We start from the raw sequence: 19,312 nt of genomic DNA on the forward strand, positions 1-19,312 counted from the left end.
GATGGAGGCCGATGCAAATTAAACAGCATTTTTGGGGAGGGATCTACCCCTTTCGTGGGGTGGGAGTCGCGATCTCGTCAAGAACATCGCGGAATTCAGAGACATCCTCGAAACTTCGATAGACCGAGGCAAAGCGGATGTACGCGATCTTGTCGAGCTTGCGCAGTTCGCGCATGACCAGTTCGCCAACCTGGCTGCTCGGGATTTCCTTCTCACCCAGCGCCAGCAGTTTTTCTTCGATACGCGTGATGGCTTCGTCGATGGCTTCGGCGGATACCGGGCGCTTGCGTAGCGCCAGCCGCATCGAATCCTTGAGTTTGCCGCGCGTGTAGTCCACGCGGGAGCCGTTCTTCTTGACGATGGCCGGGAAGAACAGTTCGATGCGCTCGTAGGTAGTGAACCGGCGGTCGCAAGCTTCGCAGCGCCGGCGGCGGCGTACCGTATCCCCGTCTTCGGACACGCGGCTATCGAGAACCTGGGTATTGGAGTGAGCGCAGAACGGGCATTTCATGCCTGAGCACCTGAAGAAAGAATCCAGCCCGCATTTTGCATCTTTTAGTTCAGCTGCGGACTTGAGATGGAACAACGGCGCCGCCCGAAACTTGCGGCGGCGCCGTCAGTGCGTGCCCACTATCCTGCGGTGAGCACGCGTCGGCAGATGGCTCAGCCGTACACCGGGAAGCGGCGGGTCAGGGCGGAGACTTGCTCGCGCACCTTCGCGATGTTGGCTTCGTCGTGCGGGTTGTCCAGCACGTCGGCGATCAGGTTGGCCACCTGGCGGGCTTCATCTTCCTTGAAGCCGCGTGTGGTCATGGCCGGCGAACCCAGGCGAACACCCGACGTCACGAACGGCTTTTCCGGATCGTTCGGAATGGCGTTCTTGTTGACGGTGATATGTGCATCGCCGAGGATCTTCTCGGCTTCCTTGCCGGTGATCTTCTTGGCGCGCAGGTCCACCAGCATCACGTGGCTCTCGGTCTTGCCGGAGACGATGCGCAGGCCGCGCGAAATCAGCGTCTCGGCCATGACGGCGGCGTTCTTCACCACCTGTTCCTGGTAGGCCTTGAACTCGGGCTGCAGCGCTTCCTTGAAGGCCACGGCCTTGCCGGCGATCACGTGCATCAGCGGGCCACCCTGGATACCCGGGAAAATTGCCGAGTTGATGGCCTTCTCATGCTCGGCCTTCATCAGGATCACGCCGCCGCGCGGGCCGCGCAGGCTCTTGTGCGTGGTGGTGGTCACGAAATCGGCGTGCGGCACCGGGTTCGGATACACACCCGCGGCGATCAGGCCGGCGTAGTGGGCCATGTCCACCATGAAGTAGGCGCCAACAGCCTTGGCCACCTGGGCGATGCGTTCGAAGTCGATGCGCAGCGAGAACGCCGAGGCACCGGCGATGATCATCTTCGGCTTGGTTTCCTGGGCCTTCTTTTCCAGGGCATCGTAGTCAATGTCTTCCTGGGCGTTCAGGCCGTAGCTGACCACATTGAACCACTTGCCGCTCATGTTCAGTGCCATGCCGTGGGTCAGGTGACCGCCTTCGGCCAGGCTCATGCCCATGATCGTGTCGCCCGGCTTGAGCATGGCGAAGAACACGCCCTGGTTGGCTTGCGAGCCCGAGTTCGGCTGAACGTTGGCGGCATCGGCGCCAAACAGCTGCTTCACGCGGTCGATGGCCAGTTGCTCCACCACGTCGACGTACTCGCAGCCGCCGTAGTAACGCTTGCCGGGATAGCCTTCGGCGTACTTGTTGGTCAGTTGCGAGCCCTGGGCGGCCATCACGGCCGGCGAGGTGTAGTTTTCGGAAGCAATCAGTTCGATGTGGTCTTCCTGGCGCTGGTTTTCCTTCTGGATAGCGGCGAAGACTTCGGGGTCGATCTGCTCGATCGTGAAACGGCTGCGTTCAAACATGGCGTGACTCGTCGGTAAAAAGGGGAGCGGATGGCACAAACGGCATGAGAATCGTGTGTGACCGGCTGGGATGAATCTTGGCTGAATCTGGGATAGGGCGCGCGGGGAAAGCACGGCGTCCTGCTCCGGACTGGTATGTACCAGCCGGTGCGGGGCGCACCCTGCTTCCCATTCGCTGCCCAGGCGAGCGGCAGGCGCTTATGAACTTCACGCCTAAAGATCTTGCGCTTCCTCGTGGTAGTACCCACTGACTTCGCCAGTCGCGCAAGGTGGAATGGTTGCCGCAGAGTTTATGCGAACGCGCGGCTTGCTGCAAGCCGGTGCACGGGTGGCGCATGCCCCTCTACACCAGTCTCGTCAAGACCTTGTGGTGTATGGCTCGCAACTTGCTGTTGCAAAGTCGCATGCGGGTTAACCAGTGCGCTCCGTTACAATGCCCGCCATGCCAAATTTCACATGGCCGTTGCGCGTGTATTGGGAAGATACCGACGCAGGCGGCGTGGTGTTTTACGCCAACTACCTGAAGTTTTTCGAACGGGCGCGCACCGAATGGCTGCGCTCGCTCGGCGTCGAACAACAGACCCTCGCCGATCAGTCCGGTGTGGTCTTCGTCGTACGCAGTACCGCTGTGGAATACAATGCGCCCGCCCGGCTGGATGACCAGCTGGAGATTCGTACGCATATTGAACGGGTCGGACCCGCATCGGTCCATTTCGCACAGGAAGCCTGGCGCGGCGAGCAGATGCTCGCCACCGGCAAGATCCGTGTGGGATGTGTCGACAAAAGCACGTTTAGGCCGGCTCCGATCCCTGCCCCTGTTCTCGCCACTATCAAAGACGCCCGATGAATCCAGTGACCGTCACGCAAGACATGTCGATCATTACGCTGGTGATGCACGCCAGCCTGTTGGCACAGGCCGTCATGGCGCTGCTGCTGGTGATGTCGCTGTTCTCATGGACTTACATTTTCCGCAAGCACCTCGCACTGCGTGCCGCCCGCACGCAGACCGAAGGCTTCGAACGTGATTTCTGGGCCGGCGGCGACCTCCAGGCGCTTTACAACAGCGCCGTGAACAATCGCCACAACACGGGCGCGCTCGAACGGATCTTCGAGTCCGGCATGGGCGAGTTCCTGAAGGCCCGCGAGCGCAGCAACGACGCCAGCGCATTGCTCGACGCCGCCCGCCGCGCCATGCGTGCCGCCTATCAGCGTGAGATGGATGTACTCGAATCGCACCTGCCGTTCCTGGCGTCGGTCGGCTCCGTCAGCCCGTACATTGGCCTGTTCGGCACGGTGTGGGGCATCATGAATGCGTTCCGCGGCCTCTCGAATGTGCAGCAGGCTACGCTCGCATCGGTGGCCCCGGGTATTGCCGAAGCACTGGTTGCCACGGCCATCGGCCTGTTTGCCGCCATCCCCGCCGTGATTGCCTATAACCGCTATGCCACCGAGATCGATCGCCTGGCCATCCGGTTCGAGAGCTTCATGGAAGAATTCCAGAACATCCTGCAGCGTCAGAGCCGCTAAACAGTCGAGGAGCATCCCCCATGGCAGCCATTCAGCGCCGCGGCGGTTCGCGCCGCCGGGCCAGCGCAGAGATCAACGTCGTGCCGTACATCGACGTGATGCTCGTGCTGCTGGTGATTTTCATGGTGGCCGCTCCAATCGTGAGCCCGGCCGTGGTGGACCTGCCGTCCGTGGCCAACGCCACCCCGCAGCAGCAGACGCCGCCCATCGTGGTGACCGTGCATGAGGACGGCGCCCTGACGGCGCGAGGCAAGGACGCATCGGGTGGCTCGTTCGAGCGCAAGCTCGACAAGCGCGGCCTGATCGATTTCGTACACCAGCGCCAGAACGAGAATCCGGACCAGCCGGTGGTGATCGCCGCCGACCGCGCCGTCAAGTACGAAGCCGTGCTCGACGTGATGTCCGTACTGAAGGCCGATGGCGTGAAGCGCGTCGGCCTGATGGTGAAGTCCAAGTAAGCGTTCCCAGCGTCCAACGTCGCAAAGTGGCCACCCTCTCGTCACGTCATCCTCAGCAAGGCGCCCCGCGCGCCCAGGCCGCCGCCTATCCGTACGAGCCGGTCCGGGAGCGCGGCACCATGCGCTCGTTCCTGGCTGCGCTGTTCATGCACCTGCTGCTTGGCATCGTGCTGTATTTCGGCGTCCAGTGGCAAAGCAGCACGCCGGTAGGCGCGGAGGCCGAGCTTTGGGAAGAGATTCCCGATGTCACGCCCGCGCCGCCGCCGCGCCCCGTGGTGCAACCGGCGCCGGCGCCACCGCAGCCGGCGGTGCGCAGCAAGGTCGAGGAAGCCGCCGATATCGCGCTGGAGCAGAAAAAGCGCAAGCAGGCGGAGGAAGCCGCCGAACGCGAGGCCGAAGCGCGCCGCGAGCAGGCGCGCCGCGAACAGGAAAAGAAGGACGCGCAGCGCAAGGAAGACCAGCGCCAGCAACAACTGGAAGCGCAGCGCAAGGAAGACGCCAAGAAGAAGGCTGACAAAGAGAAAGCCGACAAGGACAAGGCTGCCCTGGCAGCCAAGGAAAAGGCCGAGCAGGATCGCAAGGAAGCCGATGCCAAGGCAAAGGCCGATGCCGACAAGCAGGCCAAGGCCCGCGCCGACGCCGAGAAACAGGCCAAGGCGAAGGCTGACGCCGAAGCCAAGGCCAAGCGCGAAGCTGCGTCCAACGCGGCGCGCAACAGTGAACTGGCTCGCCTCAAGGCGCTGGCAGGCGGCGGCACGGCTGGTGCGACCGGCGGTGGCGTGGGCAATGCGGCTGGCTCCGGGGCAGGGTCGGGCGGCAAGGCGTCGCCGGGCTATTCGGACAAGGTACGCCGCCGTGTAAAGCCGAACATTATCTTTGCCGGTGATACTGACGGGAATCCGGCCGCCGTGGTGGCGGTCCGGCTCGCACCGGACGGCTCGATCCTGTCCAAGCGCCTGGCCAAGTCGAGCGGCAACTCGGACTGGGACAACGCCGTGCTGCGTGGCGTCGAGCGGTCGGACCCGCTGCCGCGCGACGAGGACGGCAAGGCGCCCACGTTCGAATTCACGATCACGGTCCGTCCCAAGGACTGATCGGCGATGCGGCGAGAAAGCCATGATTTGCAACATAATGCAACCAACATCGTGGGGCTTCGGTCCGATCGCTACCATGAACGGTTGCCTGACGCGGCCGGCAGCGTGCAAGACGCACGTAGACGGGGCATGCGCCAAGCTGCACGCCGTCCGTGCTGTCGTACTTGCTCTGCCCGCCGTACCGATGAATCCTGAAATCGACTGAGGAGCAGCATGCGAAAGCTTTGGGCCCCTAACTGGCTGTCCCGCCGCCAGAGTGCCACCCCCACCCGTGACCAGAGCCGGCACGCGCTGATGGCGTGGCTGGCAGCGGCACTGATGTCCGCTGGCGTGGCACACGCGCAACTGAACGTTGAAATCACCGGTGTGGGTTCGAACCAGTACCCGGTGGCCACCGCCAACTTCCAGGGCGAAGGACAAGGCCAGCAGAACCTGACGGCCGTCATCCGCAGCGATCTGCAGAACAGCGGTCGCTTCAAGAATATCGACCCCGCCGGCGCCACCGTGGCCGAATCGGCACAGGTTGATCTCGGCAGCTGGAAGGCCAAGGGCGCCGACGCCTTCGTGGCCGGCAGCGTGACTCCCGCGGGCAACGGCCAGTACGAAGTCCGCTTCCGCCTGTACGACACGGTCAAGGGCCAGAGCCTGGGCGGCCTGGCGTTCACGGTCTCGCAGAGCCAGCTGCGCGTGACCGCGCACAAGATCGCCGACTATATCTACGAGAAGCTGCTCGGCGAGCGCGGCGTGTTTGCCACGCGGCTGTCGTATGTGTCGAAGGTAGGCGGACGCTATCAACTGCTGATTTCCGACTCCGACGGGCAGAACGCCCAGGTGGCGCTGAGCAGCACCGAGCCAATCATCTCGCCGTCGTGGTCGCCGGATGGCCGCCGCGTGGCCTATGTCTCGTTCGAAGCCAGGAAGCCGGTGGTGTACGTGCATGACCTGGCCACGGGCAAGCGCACGCTGGTGTCGAACCAGAAGGGCAACAACAGCGCGCCGTCGTGGTCGCCTGACGGCCAGCGCCTGGCCGTGGCGCTCTCGCGCGATGGCAACACGCAGATCTACCTGGTCAACGCGGATGGTTCCGGCCTGCGCCGCATCTCGCGCAGCAGCGCCATCGACACCGAGCCGCAATTCTCGCCCGATGGCCGCAGCATCTACTTCACGAGCGATCGTGGCGGTGCGCCGCAGGTCTATCGCATGCCGGCTGGCGGCGAGGAATCCGGCGCCGCGCAACGCGTGACGTTCAAGGGCAACTACAACGTCAGTCCGCGGGTTTCGCCGGATGGCAAGTACCTGGCCTACATCTCGCGTTCGGGCGGTTTCCGCCTGCAGCTTCAGGACCTGTCAAATGGTGACGTTACTTCGCTCACCGATACGTCGAACGACGAAGCCCCGAGCTTTGCCGCCAACGGCAAGTACATCCTTTACGCCACGCGTGTGGGAGGTCGCTCGGTGCTGGCGGCTGTCTCGACGGACGGTCGTACGAAACAGGTTCTGTCACTCCAGTCCGGCGAGGTTCGCGAGCCGTCCTGGGGTCCTTTCATGCAGTAAGTAGATAGAAGAAACGAGGAGTCTCTCAGCCATGACCAAAATGATGACGAAATCGCTCGCCCTTGCCGCCCTGCTCGCCCTGGGTGCCTGCAGCTCGGGTGTGAAGCTCGACGACGCTTCCAAGGCCGGTACCGGCACGGGTGGCGCACAAACCGATCCGCGCGCCGTGGCGCCGGTGACCGTCGATCCGCTGAACGATCCGAACGGCCCGCTGGCCAAGCGCAGCGTGTACTTCGACTTCGACAGCTACACGGTCAAGTCGGACTACCAGAGCCTGCTGCAAGCCCACTCGCAATACCTGGGTGCCAACAAGAGCCGCAAGATCCTGATCCAGGGCAACACCGACGAACGCGGTACGAGCGAGTACAACCTGGCCCTGGGCCAGAAGCGTGCAGAAGCCGTGCGTCGTTCGCTGTCGTCGCTGGGCGTGCCCGAGTCGCAGATGGAAGCCGTGAGCCTGGGCAAGGAAAAGCCGAAGGCTACGGGTCACGATGAAGCCGCGTGGGCCGAAAACCGCCGCGCCGACATCGTCTATTGATCGACTGACTGATCCACGGAATAGCCTTCATGAATGCTCGTGTTTCCACACTGCTGTGGCTGGCTGCCTTCTCGGGCGGCTTGCTGGCAGCCAGTTCCGCGCACGCCGGCGTATTTGACGACGACGAGGCGCGCAAGGCCGTGATCCAGTTGCGGGACCAGTTCAACGGTTTCCAGGCAACCGCATCGCAGCGTATTGACCAGAACAGCCGCCAGCTGCTCGACATGCAGAACCAGATGGAAGGTCTGCGTCAGGAGGTAGCCCGGTTGCGCGGTCAGAACGAGGTGTTGCAGAACACGGTGGAAACGCTGCAGAAAACGCAGAAGGACTACTACACCGACCTTGATGGGCGCCTGAAGAAATTCGAGCCCCAGCAGGTGACCGTGGACGGCAAGGAAGGTCTTGCACAACCCACCGAAAAGCCTGAGTACGATGCCGCGCTCAAGCAGTTCCAGTCGGGCGATTTCAAGGGTGCGGGCAATGCCTTCTCGGCATTTGCCAAGAAGTATCCGCAAAGCCCATATTTGCCGCTGGCCCAGTTCTGGCTCGGCAATTCGCTCTACGCGCAGCGCGACTACAAGGGCTCGACGTTTGTCCTGCAGAACATGGTGCAACAGTTCCCGACGCACGCGAAGGTACCTGACGCCATGATCGCCATCGCCAACAACCAGCTAGAATCCGGCCAGAAACCGGCTGCGAAGAAGACGCTGGAAACGGTGGTGTCGAAGTATCCGGGCACCGAAGGCGCCCAGGCCGCCAGCAACCGGCTGAAGACGCTGAAGTAACCGGACGCAGTCTGCAAGGAAAAAGCCCGCGATGTTTGCGGGTTTTTTCTTTTGGGGTGTCTCGTTGTTGCGCCTTGTTTTCTCCCCTCTCCCGCGCGGCGGGAGAGGGGCAGGGGGAGAGGGTAACGAGGTTCAAAACGCGATAAGTCGTAGGTTGAACCGCCGACCCTCTCCCCCGACCCCTCTCCCGCCGCGCGGGAAAGGGGAGCAAACAGGCGGGTGGGAAAGCGCTGTCGCGCTAAAATACGCGCTTCGCCCTCGGGGCGTGACTACAGCGCGCTTGTTCTGCGCGCACCTCACCATGACCAAACGAGCAATCGTCCTGCTTTCTGGCGGCCTGGACTCCGCCACCGTACTTGCCATGGCCAACGCGGCCGGGTTTGAAACCTATGCGCTGTCTATGCGCTACGGCCAGCGCCACTCCTCGGAACTCGACGCGGCGAAGAAAGTAGCCACAGCGCTCGGCGCCAGGCGCCACGAGATCATCGACCTGGACCTGCGCCGCTTTGGCGGTTCCGCGCTGACCGACGATACGATCGACGTCCCGACCGATGGTGCCGTGGGCGGCATTCCGATTACCTACGTGCCGGCGCGCAACACGATCATGCTATCGCTGGCGCTCGGCTGGGCCGAGGCCATCGGTGGACGCGACCTGTTCTTCGGGGCCAATGCCGTGGACTACTCCGGCTATCCCGATTGCCGGCCCGAGTATGTCTCGGCCTACGAGGCGCTGGCCAACCTGGCCACCAAGGCGGGCGTTGAAGGCGAACGCTTCCACGTCCATGCGCCGATCATCGACATGACCAAGGCCGAGATCATCCGTGCAGGCGTGAAGCTCGGCGTGGACTATGGCCTGACCGTGTCGTGCTACAAGGCCGATGACGATGGCCGCGCCTGCGGTGTCTGCGATTCGTGCCGCATTCGCCGTTCCGGTTTCGAGCAGGCCGGTGTTGCCGATCCCACGCGTTACCAGGCGGTTGCCTGAGCGGCCGCCGTCCCTAATAAAAACAGCAGTTCCACGAGCCAAACCCTGAGACATGCCTGACATCGATATTCCCGCGCTGACGCACACCGTGCTGCTGTCTACCTTCGTCCTCACCTTCCTGTTCGGCGCGGTCCTGCAGCGCACGCATTTCTGCACGATGGGCGCCATCTCGGACATCGTGAATATCGGGGATTGGAGCCGCATGCGCATGTGGGTGCTGGCCATCGGCGTGGCGATGATCGGCACCGGCGTGCTGGCATGGGCGGGGTTGATCGATCCGACGAAGACGATCTACACATCGGCGAAGCTCGGGTGGCTGTCCGCGGCAGTGGGCGGCCTGATGTTCGGCTTCGGCATGGTGCTGGCGTCCGGCTGCGGCAGCAAGACGCTGGTGCGGATTGGCGCCGGCAACCTGAAGTCGCTGGTGGTATTCGTGTTCCTCGGACTGTCGGCTTATATGACGTTGCGCGGTCTGTTCGGCGTGGTGCGTGTGAATACTGTCGATGCCGTTTCCATCGCCCTGCCGTCCACGCAGGACCTGCCGTCGCTGGTGTCGCAGGCAACTGGCATGGCACGAGGCACGCTGCAACTGGCGCTCGGCACCATCATTGGCGCGGTGCTTGTGATCTGGGCACTGATCGGTAATGGTTTCCGCACGTTCGACAACCTGCTGGGCGGTGTCGCAGTGGGCCTGATCATCGTGGGCATGTGGTACGTGTCCGGCCATCTTGGCTATGTGTCCGAAGACCCGAATACACTCGAAGAACTGTTCGTGGCGACGAACAGCGGCCGCATGGAAAGCCTGAGCTTTGTCGCGCCGTATGCCTACACGCTCGACTGGCTGATGATGTTCAGCGACAAGAGCAAGGTGCTGACGATCGGCATCGTCAGCGTGATTGGCGTGATCGCAGGTGCGTGGGCCTATTCGCTCGTGTCGCGCACGTTTCGCTGGGAAGGTTTCGGCAATGCCGAGGACGTGGCCAATCACATGGTCGGCGGCATGCTGATGGGCGCGGGCGGCGTCACGGCGCTGGGTTGCACGATCGGGCAGGGACTCTCGGGTGTATCGACGCTGGCCGTCAGTTCGTTCATCGTGTTCGCAATGATCGTCGTCGGCGCGGTCCTGGCGTTCAAGTACCAGATGTGGCGCCTTGAGCGTATGGTTTGAGCGTGCGCAGGGCGCCCTTCGGCTTGACACGCCATGGGGTGCTCCCTATAATCGCGGATTCAGTTTTTCCGGGTCGTTAGCTCAGTCGGTAGAGCAGCGGACTTTTAATCCGTTGGTCGCGTGTTCGAGTCACGCACGACCCACCAGCATTACGAAGGGCCTGTGGCGCAAGTCACAGGCCCTTTTTGCGTTTGGGTGTTTGGATGAATCAGACTGGCGGCGTTCGCACGAGCGGATCGCGGAAGCCCGTGTCCAGCGGCACCGATACTTCGGGCGTTACGTCAGCGGGCCGCACCGCTCGCCGAGTTGCCGGGCGCTTCGACTCGTTCCACGTCTTGTAGGCAAAGTATCCCGCGCCGGCCAGCGCGCCGATCTTCGACAGCTTCCAGGTCACGCGACCTACCGGCGTCCGGCGCAGCAGCGGAAGGGCCAGGGTGATGGCCGTGCTGAGCATCGGATAATTGCGCGTGATGCCGAGCATCTTGAGCCAGCCCGACGAGCGCGTCAGGCTGGTCACACGGGGCAGCCACGCGCTGAAATTAGTCATGCGGCGCGCGCCGCCTTTGACTTGCTGCAGAGCCTGGTGGGCGTCGTAGCGCTCGAGCGCGGCGCGTGTGATCAGCAATTCCTTGCGTACAGCCAGCGGCAGCCTGACTTCCCGCGTGAAGCGGACGGGGCGGGGATGGTCGCGGCGCGGGTGGCTATCGAGGGATTCGTCTTCGGGCGTGGTCATTGGCGCAGCATCTCCCGGTCTTTATCGAGTTCAGCCAGTGTGGATTCGAACAGCGGAGGCGCGTTGCGAACCTTGTGGCGGGCGATCAAAAGGCAGGCGGCCGTGCAGATCAGGTAGAACACCACGATGGCGCCAATGGCCTGCCAGCGGTAGGTTTCCCAGAACAGGATGGCGATCAGCAGCGTGAAGGTCATCAGCGCCATGCCGAAGAAGACCAGGCCAAAACAGGCCAGCAACGCCACCTTCATCAGCCGGGTGCGCTCTTCGGCCAGCTCGACGCTGGCGAGTTCGAGGCGCGTCTGCAGCATCGACACGACCGAACCGGTCAGGTTGCGCAGGGAGTCCAGGAACTTGGGGGAAGGGGATTCGCTCATGCGGCTCCGGCGGAAAAGCGATGCGCCGGCAGGGCGGCATCTGCGTGGAAGAACCAGCGGCGGCCGATGGGGCCGCTCATCCAGTCCATATACAAATTGCATGCCACCGGCACAGATGCGCAGCCGGTGGCCGGTACGACAGTACGGGGCGTACTGCGGACGATGCTTACTTGCGGTTCAGCAGCAGGCCGATCAGCAGGCCCACGCCCGCTGCCACGCCCACGGCGCGCCACGGGTGGTCATGCACATAGTCATCGGTGGCACGGGCGGCTGCCTTGCTCTTGGTCACGACTGCGTCTTGCAGGTCCTGGGCCTTTTCCTTGGCTTGCTTCAGCAGGCCCATGCCACGCTCGCGCAGTTCGGCAGCTTTCTCGCCGGTGGTCGAGGCCGCTTGCTTAAGCAGTTCTTCGGCGTCGGACAGAACGGTCTTGACATCGCTCATCAGTTTCTCCTGTTTGCGGGCGGTTGGTTCAAGTGGTGACATTTTGCCTTGCTCGCACTGGCTTGTGGCGTTTCTTGTCGTCCAAGTAGCATATGTGGCGGTCGGCCACGGTTTCAAGCTCGTCAGTACAAGGCACCCTCGGGGATGTCACGCAACGTGTCATCGGCCGGCGGAGCAGGAAACTTAGCCCCGCTCCCAAAGTCTTTATGACTTCGAGTGATTTTGTAGTGACTTTATATTCGTTTGGGTTGGATGGCAATCTGGCTAAGCTGGTTCACCTGACCCTACATTTATTTACTTTTCTGTTTTCGGAGACTTTCATTCATGGCACTGCGTCTTGGCGATATTGCACCGGACTTCGAGCAAGAATCGAGCGAGGGCACCATTCGCTTCCATGACTGGCTTGGCAATGACTGGGGTGTCCTGTTCTCGCACCCGGCCGACTACACCCCGGTTTGCACCACCGAACTGGGCCTGACCGCCAAGCTGAAGGGCGAATTCGAGAAGCGCGGTGTCAAGGCGATTGCCCTGTCCGTGGATAGCGTCGCGTCGCACAAGGGCTGGATCGGTGACATCAACGAGACCCAGTCGACCTCGGTCAATTTCCCGATCCTGGCCGACAGCGACCGCAAGGTCTCCGAGCTGTACGACATGATTCATCCGAACGCGAATGAGACGCTGACCGTGCGCTCGCTGTTCGTGATCGATCCCAAGAAGAAGGTCCGGCTGATCATTACCTATCCTGCAAGCACCGGTAGAAATTTCAACGAAATCTTGCGCGTCATCGATTCGCTGCAACTGACCGACAACCACAGCGTGGCCACGCCGGGCAACTGGCAGGACGGCGACGATGTGGTAATCGTGCCGTCGCTGAAGGACGAAGAGGTGATCCGCCAGAAATTTCCGAAGGGCTACAAGGCGGTGCGTCCGTATCTGCGCCTGACGCCCCAGCCGAACAAGTAAAGAAAAACCGGGTCCTAGGTATTCACCCGGCCCGGTCCAGTACTGCATGACTTTGTTGTAGAAGCTTTGTCGTAAAACGATGGGCGTGCCCGTCGTCTCCTTGGTAGTGTTGCTTCCGCCCGGCCACGTGCCGGGCTTTTTCTTTTTGCTGTGGCGATCAGAAGAACGCTTGCAGACCGGTTTGGGCGCGGCCCAGGATCAGCGCGTGGATATCGTGCGTGCCTTCGTAGGTGTTGACCACTTCCAGGTTCACCACGTGGCGGATCACGCCGAACTCGTCCGAGATGCCATTGCCGCCGAGCATGTCGCGGGCTACGCGAGCAATGTCGAGCGACTTGCCGCACGAGTTGCGTTTCATGATTGAGGTGATTTCCACTGCAGCGGTGCCTTCGTCCTTCATGCGGCCCAGGCGCAGGCAGCCTTGCAGGCCCAGCGTGATCTCGGTCTGCATATCGGCCAGCTTCTTCTGCACCAACTGCGTGGCGGCCAGCGGGCGGCCGAACTGCTTGCGGTCCAGCGTGTACTGGCGGGCGGTGTGCCAGCAGAATTCAGCGGCGCCCAGCGCGCCCCAGGCGATGCCGTAGCGGGCCGAGTTCAGGCAGGTGAACGGACCCTTCAGGCCGCTCACGTTGGGCATGATGTTCTCTTCGGGCACGAAGACCTGATCCATCACGATTTCGCCCGTGATGGACGTGCGCAGACCCACCTTGCCGTGGATGGCCGGAGCGGTCAGGCCCTTCCAGCCCTTTTCCAGGATGAAGCCGCGGATAGCTTCCTTGCCGTCATCGCCCATGAGCTTGGCCCAGACGACAAAGACATCGGCGATCGGCGAGTTCGTGATCCACATCTTGGCGCCGGACAGCTCGTAGCCGCCTGCTACCTTCTTGGCGCGCGTGACCATCGAGCCCGGATCGGAGCCATGGTTCGGCTCGGTCAGGCCGAAGCAGCCGATCCATTCGCCGGTGGCCAGCTTGGGCAGGTACTTCTGCTTCTGTGCTTCGGTGCCGAATTCATAGATCGGCACCATCACCAGCGACGATTGCACGCTCATCATCGAGCGGTAGCCCGAATCCACACGCTCCACTTCACGTGCGATCAGGCCGTAGCTGACGTAGTTCAGGCCAGGGCCGCCGTACTGCTCGGGGATGGTCGGGCCGAGCAGGCCCAGTTCGCCCATCTCGCGGAAGATCTCCACATCGGTCTTCTCATTGCGGAACGACTGCAGCACGCGCGGCATCAGCTTGTCCTGGCAATAGGCCGCGGCGGCGTCACGGATCATGCGCTCGTCATCGGTCAATTGCTGATCCAGCAGCAGCGGGTCGGTCCAGTCGAATTCGGCGTGTGCAGCCATGGAGGTCTCCTTCGTAGTTCGGCGAGTAAGGGTGGAATCCGGTTCAGCCAGATATTTTCTGGTTCCGCATTGCGGAACCTTGTTCCGATGAGCTAGTATAGCTGAACCCGTTTTCGCTGCAACAGGCGTTTTTGCGGCCCCGGCGAATTGCGTTCGACAATCGACCACACCCTTCTTTGATTGGAGTGCCGTCTTGGCTACCACCACCGCTTCCGCCGCCACCGATGCCGTCCGCGACGCCGCTGCACCCCGCGAACGCGAGAGCGATCCCAACTTCGTCACCGCGCTGGCGCGGGGTCTGGAACTGCTGCGCTGCTTCCGCACGGGCGAGGCGATGCTCGGCAATCAGGATTTCGTGCGCCGCACGGGGTTCCCCAAGGCTACGGTCAGCCGGCTGGCTGGCACGCTGGTGCAGTTGGGATACCTGCGCTACGACGACAGCCTGGGCAAGTATGCGCTCGATGCTGGCGTGCTGGCCCTAGGGTTCTCATACTTGGCCGCGTCCGATGTGGTGGCGCTGGCGCGCCCGCACATGCTGGCCTTTGCGCAGACGCATGGGGTGTCGGTGTCGCTGGGCAAGCGCGAGCGGCTGGAGGTGATTTACCTCGACTCGATCCGTAACGATGCGGGCGCGATGCTCGGACTGGGCGTGGGTTCGCGGCTGTCCCTGATATCGAGTTCGATGGGGCGCGCCTATCTGGCGGCCTTGCCGGCAGCCAGGCGCGAGCGGGTGCTGGGGGAGTTCTCGCAGGCGTTCCCGGAGCAGTGGAGGCAGCAGGAGACCCCGATGCGCGCCGCACTGGCCCAGGCCGAGCGCGATGGCTACGCGGCGTCGTTCCGCGACTGGCATCCGGCCATTCACGCGTGCGCCGTGGCGTTTCGTCCGGTGGGAGAGAAGGATTTGCACATGCTGAGTTGCAGTGCTTCGTATGGCGCGGTCAGCGAGGAAACGTTTCGCGAGACGCTGGCGCCGGCGCTGCAGGCGCTGGGGATGAGGTTGTCGGAGGTGGGGCGGTAAGGTCCGGTCTTCCCATTGTTTTCTCCCCTCTCCCTCTGGGAGAGGGGCGGGGGTGAGGGCAAGCCGTGCAAATTGCGACTCGGTCGGCAAGCAGAGCCGCTGGCCCTCACCCCCAACCCCTCTCCCGCAAGCGGGAGAGGGGAGAAAACAAGAGGGAGAGACAGACCTACAAATCCGTCCGCAACTTCCACAACTCCGGAAACAGCACCACGTCCAGCATCCTGCGCAGGTAGCTCACGCCTTCGGTGCCGCCGGTGCCGCGTTTGAAGCCGATCACGCGTTCCACCGTTGTGACATGGCGGAAGCGCCATTGGCGGAAGGCGTCTTCGAGGTCGACAAACTTTTCGCCGAGTTCGTACAGGTCCCAGTGTGCTGACGGATTCCGATAGATCTCAAGCCACGCGGCCTCGACCGATTCGTTGTAGGCCAGCGGCTCGGTCCAGTCGCGCTCCACCACGTTGGCGTCGATCGCAAAGCCGCGACGTGCCATCAGGCGAATCGCCTCGTCATACATCGACGGGGTTTGCAGTGCCGTTTCCACCAGCTTCATATGCTCGGGACGATGCGCATGGGGGCGCAGCATCGCGGCATTCTTGTTGCCGAGGATGAACTCGATCTCGCGGTACTGGTACGACTGGAAACCGGACGACGCACCCAGGTAAGGCCGCATTGCGGAGTACTCGGGCGGGGTCATCGTGGCCAGTACGTTCCAGGCTTGCACGAGTTGATCCATGATGCGCGAGACGCGTGCCAGCATCTTGAACGCAGGCTGCAACTGGTCTGTCTTCACGGATTCGCGCGCCGCGCGCAATTCGTGCAGCATCAGCTTCATCCACAGTTCGGTGGTCTGGTGCTGGACGATGAACAGCATCTCGTTATGGTCGGGCGAGAGTGGGTGCTGGGCCGACAAGATCTGGTCGAGACCCAGGTAGTCGCCGTAGCTCATGTCGCGCGCGAAATCCATCTGCGCGCCATGCCAGCCCTCTGCATCGGCGCCTGCCGCAGGGGCGGCGCCGTGTCCCATCGGACATCCCTTGAATTCGCTCATGATCTGCTCCGCTCAGGTCACTGCTGTCCGCACGGCAAAGCGCGCGTCGCGGTACACGCGACTATCGAGCACGTCTCGTAGGATCTCCACGGCGTCCCAGACTTCGGTGAAGCTCGTGTACAGCGGCGTAAAGCCGAAGCGTGCGATGCCCGGTTCGCGGTAGTCGCCAATGACGCCACGTTCGATCAGCGCGGCCACCAGTGCATAACCGTCCGGGTGCGCGAAGCTGACCTGGCTGCCGCGCTTCGCGTGTTCGAGTGGCGTGACGAGCGTCAGCGGATGGTGTCCGCAGCGGGCTTCCACGAGTTCGATAAACAGATCGGTCAGCTTCAGCGATTTCGCGCGCAGGGCGGTCATGCTGGTCTGCGCGAAGATGTCGAGGCCGCATTCGACCATCGCCAGCGACGTGACTGGCTGCGTGCCGCAGAGGAAACGGTCGATGCCATTGGCCGGCACGTACTGCGGCGACATCGCGAACGGTGCGCGATGGCCCCACCAGCCCGACAGCGGTTGCCAGAACTGGTCGCGCAGCGACGGTGATACCCAGACGAATGCCGGCGAGCCCGGACCGCCGTTCAGGTACTTGTACGTGCAGCCGATCGCATAGTCGGCCTGGGCCGCGTTCAGCGACACGGGCACGGCGCCAGCCGAGTGAGCCAGATCCCAGACCGTCAGCGCGCCGCGTGCGTGCGCGAGTTCGGTCAGGCCGGCCATGTCGAGCATCTCGCCGGTCTTGTAGTTGACGTGCGTGAGCATCAGCACGGCGGTGTCGGCGCCTACGGCGGCGTCGATCTCGCTGGGGCTGTTGACGAGCCGGACTTCGTAGCCTTGCTGCAGCAGGTCGGCCAGGCCCTGGGCGATGTAGAGATCGGTTGGGAAATTGCTGGCTTCGGACACGATCACGCGGCGTGCCGGATCGCGCTGTTGCTGCACGCGCACGGCGGCAGTGAGCACCTTGAACAGATTGATCGATGTGGTATCGGTGACCACCACCTCGTCATGACCGGCACCGATCAGCGGCGCCAGCAGGTTGCCCAGCCGCTGTGGCAGGTCGAACCAGCCCGCCGTGTTCCAGCTGCGAATCAGGCCGTTGCCCCATTCGCTATTGACCACTTCCGAAGCCCGCGCAGCGGCGGCGCGCGGGCGCGCACCGAGCGAGTTGCCATCGAGGTAGATCACGCCTTCGGGCAGGGCGAACTGTTCACGGAGTGCGCGGAGCGGGTCGTCCCGGTCCATCGCCTCGCAGCGTGTACGCGTCAGGGTTGTCATATCGAATTCTGCTTGCAGGAGGGTAGGAGGTTGTTCAAAGCGCGCGCAGCACGGCACGTACCGGGCTGGCGTCGAGCGTTGCCAGCCGTAGTGGCAAGGCGATGAGTTCGTAATCGCCAGCGGGCACGTCATCTAGCACGATGCCTTCGAGAATGGCGAGCCGATGGTCGCGCACGGCGTGGTGCGCATCCATGGTCTTGGAGGTTTCGGGGTCCAGCGACGGCGTGTCGATGCCGATCAGCTTCACGCCACGGCTGGCGAGCAGCGCGATGGTCTCGGGCGCTACGGCGCAGAACGCGGAATCCCAGGCGCCCAGCGGCGCGGTCTGGTACGTGCGCAACAGCACGCGCGGTGGCACGTCGCTCAAAGCATGGTCGATATGTTGCGGCTCCACACGCGGCGCGGCGCCGATGCAGTGGATCACGCGGCAAGGGCCGAGGTAGGCGTCGAGCGGCACCTCGCCAATCGGTGCACCGTCTGCCGCGTAGTGCAGCGGGGCATCGGCGTGCGCGCCCGTGTGCGGCGACATCGTGATCTTGCCCACGTTGACTGGGCAGTGCTCGTCGAGTTGCCACGCAGGCTCATGACGGAACGGCGTGTCGCCAGGCCAGACCGGCGTGGCGTTCGAGACCGGGGGCGTGATGTCCCAGAGGCGGCGGGAATCCGTGTGGACTAAGGGGGCGTTCGGCATTGGGGCGTTGTCTCGGGGGCGTTTCTAAAGACGCGGTGCGTGCAGGGATCATAGTCAAAACCCGCGAGAAGAGGCTTGCGAAATGGGGCGTCGAAGCGCGGTTGTTTCGCATAGAATTGTGCGAATGGCACAAAAAACAGTGGATTCTGCGAAATGACCCTCGATCCAACCGATTTGCGCATCCTGACCGCGCTGCAGGAGAACGGACGCATCAGCAACCAGGACCTCGCCGACCGCGTGGCGCTATCGCCCTCGGCCTGTCTGCGGCGGGTGCGGTTGCTGGAAGAGAGCGGGGTGATTGGCGGCTACAACGCGTGGTTCGATGCGGAGCAGCTAGGGCTGGAGATCGAGGCCATCGTGCAGGTGTCGATGCGGCACGATGTGGAGGGATGGCACGACACGTTCAATGCCGTGGTGCAGACGTGGCCGGAAGTGCTGACAGCCTATGTGATTACGGGGGATAGCAACTACATCCTGCGCGTGCAGGCGCGCAACCTGAAGCACTATTCGGATTTCATCGTGAACCGGCTGTACCGTACGCCGGGGGTCATGGATATCCGCTCCAACATCGTGCTGCAGCGGATCAAGACCGATGGATCGCCGTTGGCGATCCTCAAGGAAAGTAACTAGCGGTCGGCAACTAGCGGTCAGTCGGGCAGAGCGGGCAGAGCGTGGAGAATTGCGCGCCCTGGAACACCAGCGGATCGCCGCCAGCATCCAGAATGCCGCAACGCTCCACTTCGCCGACGAAAATCGTGTGGTCGCCTTCGTCATAACGGCTGCGATTGTGGCATTCGAACCACGCCAGCGCGCTGCCGAGGATGGGCAGTCCGGTTTCGGACAGGCGATAGTCCACGCCGGCAAAGCGATCGCCCTTGAGCGTGGCAAAGCGTTGGCACAGGTCCAGTTGCGACGCCGCCAGCACATTGATGATGTAGTGCGAACCGTCGCGGAACATCGGCAGGCTGTTGGCGCGGTGGGCCATGCTCCACAGCACGAGCGGCGGCGACATCGATACCGAGTTGAACGAACTGGCGGTAATACCGATGAACGGCGCGCCGTTGGCATACGGATGGCCGGCCGCGCGGGTGGTAATCACCGTCACGCCGGTGGCGAACTGCGACAGCGCACGCTTGAAATGCTGGCTGTCGAAATCGGGAGCGGTGGCCGTGCGGCCCGTAACGGGGGCGTCGGCCTCTGGCATGCCCATCTCTCGGGCTCCACACAAATCCATGATCTTCATATCGGGTTGGCCGGCGCGCATTCAACACGCACAAGCTAATCCGCGGGGGCGGCAACTTCGGTGGCCTGCCGCACAAAAACCGTGCGACTGCGGAAGGCCCAATTGTAGCGGACATCGGGCATGGGCTCCGGGGTGACCTTACCGGCAGATGTTCTATGTG

Annotated in this window: 22 protein-coding genes, 1 tRNA gene and 1 riboswitch; of the genes, 13 read left to right on the forward strand and 10 right to left on the reverse strand. The window is 63.0% G+C overall.

Annotated features, from left to right (window positions below):
- Window positions 1–43 precede the first annotated feature (43 nt).
- Together nrdR and glyA are read right to left on the reverse strand one after the other, a co-directional pair.
- A complete protein-coding gene (nrdR, locus tag FFS21_RS12420; protein WP_137925143.1) occupies window positions 44–511 on the reverse strand; it encodes a transcriptional regulator NrdR in 468 nt (155 codons plus the stop codon).
- A 152-nt stretch (window positions 512–663) separates the two neighbouring features.
- Entirely contained in the window at window positions 664–1,911 is a 1,248-nt protein-coding gene (gene glyA, locus FFS21_RS12425) for a serine hydroxymethyltransferase (RefSeq protein ID WP_137925144.1), read from the reverse strand.
- Between the two features lie 170 nt (window positions 1,912–2,081).
- Window positions 2,082–2,185, reverse strand: a riboswitch (ZMP/ZTP riboswitch).
- A 168-nt stretch (window positions 2,186–2,353) separates the two neighbouring features.
- Here glyA and ybgC point away from each other — a divergent pair.
- The 10 genes from ybgC to FFS21_RS12475 all read left to right on the forward strand — a co-directional run bounded on the left by ybgC (window position 2,354) and on the right by FFS21_RS12475 (window position 10,166).
- Window positions 2,354–2,758 (forward strand): tol-pal system-associated acyl-CoA thioesterase, encoded by a 405-nt coding sequence (ybgC, locus tag FFS21_RS12430; protein WP_137925145.1) that lies wholly within the window; start codon window positions 2,354–2,356, stop codon window positions 2,756–2,758.
- A complete protein-coding gene (tolQ, locus tag FFS21_RS12435) occupies window positions 2,755–3,438 on the forward strand; it encodes a protein TolQ (protein ID WP_171020398.1) in 684 nt (227 codons plus the stop codon). Before ybgC ends, tolQ begins: the two co-directional genes overlap by 4 nt.
- Window positions 3,439–3,458: 20 nt before the next feature.
- A complete protein-coding gene (tolR, locus tag FFS21_RS12440; RefSeq protein WP_130389441.1) occupies window positions 3,459–3,896 on the forward strand; it encodes a protein TolR in 438 nt (145 codons plus the stop codon).
- A 26-nt stretch (window positions 3,897–3,922) separates the two neighbouring features.
- Window positions 3,923–4,990: a cell envelope integrity protein TolA gene (gene tolA, locus FFS21_RS12445; RefSeq protein ID WP_137925146.1), complete on the forward strand. Its 1,068-nt coding sequence runs from the start codon at window positions 3,923–3,925 to the stop codon at window positions 4,988–4,990.
- Between the two features lie 213 nt (window positions 4,991–5,203).
- Window positions 5,204–6,544 carry a Tol-Pal system beta propeller repeat protein TolB gene (gene tolB, locus FFS21_RS12450; protein ID WP_137925147.1) on the forward strand — a complete coding sequence of 447 codons (1,341 nt, stop codon included), beginning with the start codon at window positions 5,204–5,206 and terminating at the stop codon, window positions 6,542–6,544.
- A 31-nt stretch (window positions 6,545–6,575) separates the two neighbouring features.
- The gene (pal, locus tag FFS21_RS12455; protein ID WP_171020399.1) at window positions 6,576–7,082 is read left to right on the forward strand and encodes a peptidoglycan-associated lipoprotein Pal; all 507 of its coding nucleotides are present in this window, start codon (window positions 6,576–6,578) and stop codon (window positions 7,080–7,082) included.
- 29 nt (window positions 7,083–7,111) lie between these two features.
- On the forward strand, window positions 7,112–7,867 hold the full coding sequence (ybgF, locus tag FFS21_RS12460) for a tol-pal system protein YbgF (protein ID WP_137925148.1): 756 nt from the start codon (window positions 7,112–7,114) through the stop codon (window positions 7,865–7,867).
- A 301-nt stretch (window positions 7,868–8,168) separates the two neighbouring features.
- Complete coding sequence (gene queC / locus FFS21_RS12465; RefSeq protein WP_137925149.1) at window positions 8,169–8,852, forward strand: 7-cyano-7-deazaguanine synthase QueC; 684 nt, start codon at window positions 8,169–8,171, stop codon at window positions 8,850–8,852.
- Window positions 8,853–8,904: 52 nt separating this feature from the next.
- Window positions 8,905–10,020 (forward strand): YeeE/YedE family protein, encoded by a 1,116-nt coding sequence (locus tag FFS21_RS12470; RefSeq protein WP_137925150.1) that lies wholly within the window; start codon window positions 8,905–8,907, stop codon window positions 10,018–10,020.
- A 70-nt stretch (window positions 10,021–10,090) separates the two neighbouring features.
- Window positions 10,091–10,166 (forward strand) — tRNA-Lys (locus tag FFS21_RS12475).
- Between the two features lie 62 nt (window positions 10,167–10,228).
- On the opposite strand, the gene FFS21_RS12480 is transcribed toward FFS21_RS12475, so the two are convergent.
- The 3 genes from FFS21_RS12480 to FFS21_RS12490 all read right to left on the reverse strand — a co-directional run bounded on the left by FFS21_RS12480 (window position 10,229) and on the right by FFS21_RS12490 (window position 11,611).
- The gene (locus FFS21_RS12480; RefSeq protein WP_137925151.1) at window positions 10,229–10,753 is read right to left on the reverse strand and encodes a DUF3318 domain-containing protein; all 525 of its coding nucleotides are present in this window, start codon (window positions 10,751–10,753) and stop codon (window positions 10,229–10,231) included.
- Complete coding sequence (locus tag FFS21_RS12485) at window positions 10,750–11,127, reverse strand: phage holin family protein (protein WP_137925152.1); 378 nt, start codon at window positions 11,125–11,127, stop codon at window positions 10,750–10,752. The genes FFS21_RS12480 and FFS21_RS12485 overlap by 4 nt, the downstream gene beginning before the upstream one ends.
- Window positions 11,128–11,293: 166 nt before the next feature.
- The gene (locus FFS21_RS12490) at window positions 11,294–11,611 is read right to left on the reverse strand and encodes an ElaB/YgaM/YqjD family protein (RefSeq protein WP_317915246.1); all 318 of its coding nucleotides are present in this window, start codon (window positions 11,609–11,611) and stop codon (window positions 11,294–11,296) included.
- A gap of 282 nt (window positions 11,612–11,893) precedes the next feature.
- On the opposite strand from FFS21_RS12490, the gene FFS21_RS12495 reads away from it, so the two are divergent.
- On the forward strand, window positions 11,894–12,532 hold the full coding sequence (locus tag FFS21_RS12495) for a peroxiredoxin (RefSeq protein WP_137925153.1): 639 nt from the start codon (window positions 11,894–11,896) through the stop codon (window positions 12,530–12,532).
- 157 nt (window positions 12,533–12,689) lie between these two features.
- Here FFS21_RS12495 and FFS21_RS12500 read toward each other — a convergent pair whose 3' ends face one another.
- Window positions 12,690–13,883 (reverse strand): acyl-CoA dehydrogenase, encoded by a 1,194-nt coding sequence (locus tag FFS21_RS12500; RefSeq protein WP_137925154.1) that lies wholly within the window; start codon window positions 13,881–13,883, stop codon window positions 12,690–12,692.
- A gap of 193 nt (window positions 13,884–14,076) precedes the next feature.
- Here FFS21_RS12500 and FFS21_RS12505 point away from each other — a divergent pair, with 193 nt between their 5' ends.
- A complete protein-coding gene (locus FFS21_RS12505; protein WP_137925155.1) occupies window positions 14,077–14,901 on the forward strand; it encodes an IclR family transcriptional regulator in 825 nt (274 codons plus the stop codon).
- 166 nt (window positions 14,902–15,067) lie between these two features.
- Here FFS21_RS12505 and kynA read toward each other — a convergent pair whose 3' ends face one another.
- The 3 genes from kynA to kynB are packed head-to-tail and all read right to left on the reverse strand — an operon-like array spanning window position 15,068 to window position 17,909.
- A complete protein-coding gene (kynA, locus tag FFS21_RS12510) occupies window positions 15,068–15,949 on the reverse strand; it encodes a tryptophan 2,3-dioxygenase (protein ID WP_137925156.1) in 882 nt (293 codons plus the stop codon).
- Window positions 15,950–15,961: 12 nt separating this feature from the next.
- Window positions 15,962–17,218: a kynureninase gene (gene kynU, locus FFS21_RS12515; RefSeq protein WP_137925157.1), complete on the reverse strand. Its 1,257-nt coding sequence runs from the start codon at window positions 17,216–17,218 to the stop codon at window positions 15,962–15,964.
- A gap of 34 nt (window positions 17,219–17,252) precedes the next feature.
- Window positions 17,253–17,909, reverse strand: a complete 657-nt coding sequence (kynB, locus tag FFS21_RS12520; protein WP_137925158.1) for an arylformamidase — start codon at window positions 17,907–17,909, stop codon at window positions 17,253–17,255.
- A 153-nt stretch (window positions 17,910–18,062) separates the two neighbouring features.
- On the opposite strand from kynB, the gene FFS21_RS12525 reads away from it, so the two are divergent.
- The gene (locus FFS21_RS12525) at window positions 18,063–18,539 is read left to right on the forward strand and encodes an Lrp/AsnC family transcriptional regulator (RefSeq protein WP_137925159.1); all 477 of its coding nucleotides are present in this window, start codon (window positions 18,063–18,065) and stop codon (window positions 18,537–18,539) included.
- A 10-nt stretch (window positions 18,540–18,549) separates the two neighbouring features.
- On the opposite strand, the gene FFS21_RS12530 is transcribed toward FFS21_RS12525, so the two are convergent.
- Window positions 18,550–19,119 carry a flavin reductase family protein gene (locus FFS21_RS12530; protein WP_137925160.1) on the reverse strand — a complete coding sequence of 190 codons (570 nt, stop codon included), beginning with the start codon at window positions 19,117–19,119 and terminating at the stop codon, window positions 18,550–18,552.
- Between the last annotated feature and the right edge of the window lie 193 nt (window positions 19,120–19,312).

Source organism: Cupriavidus sp. 2SB (assembly GCF_005503625.1).
Classification (GTDB): Bacteria; Pseudomonadota; Gammaproteobacteria; order Burkholderiales; family Burkholderiaceae; genus Cupriavidus.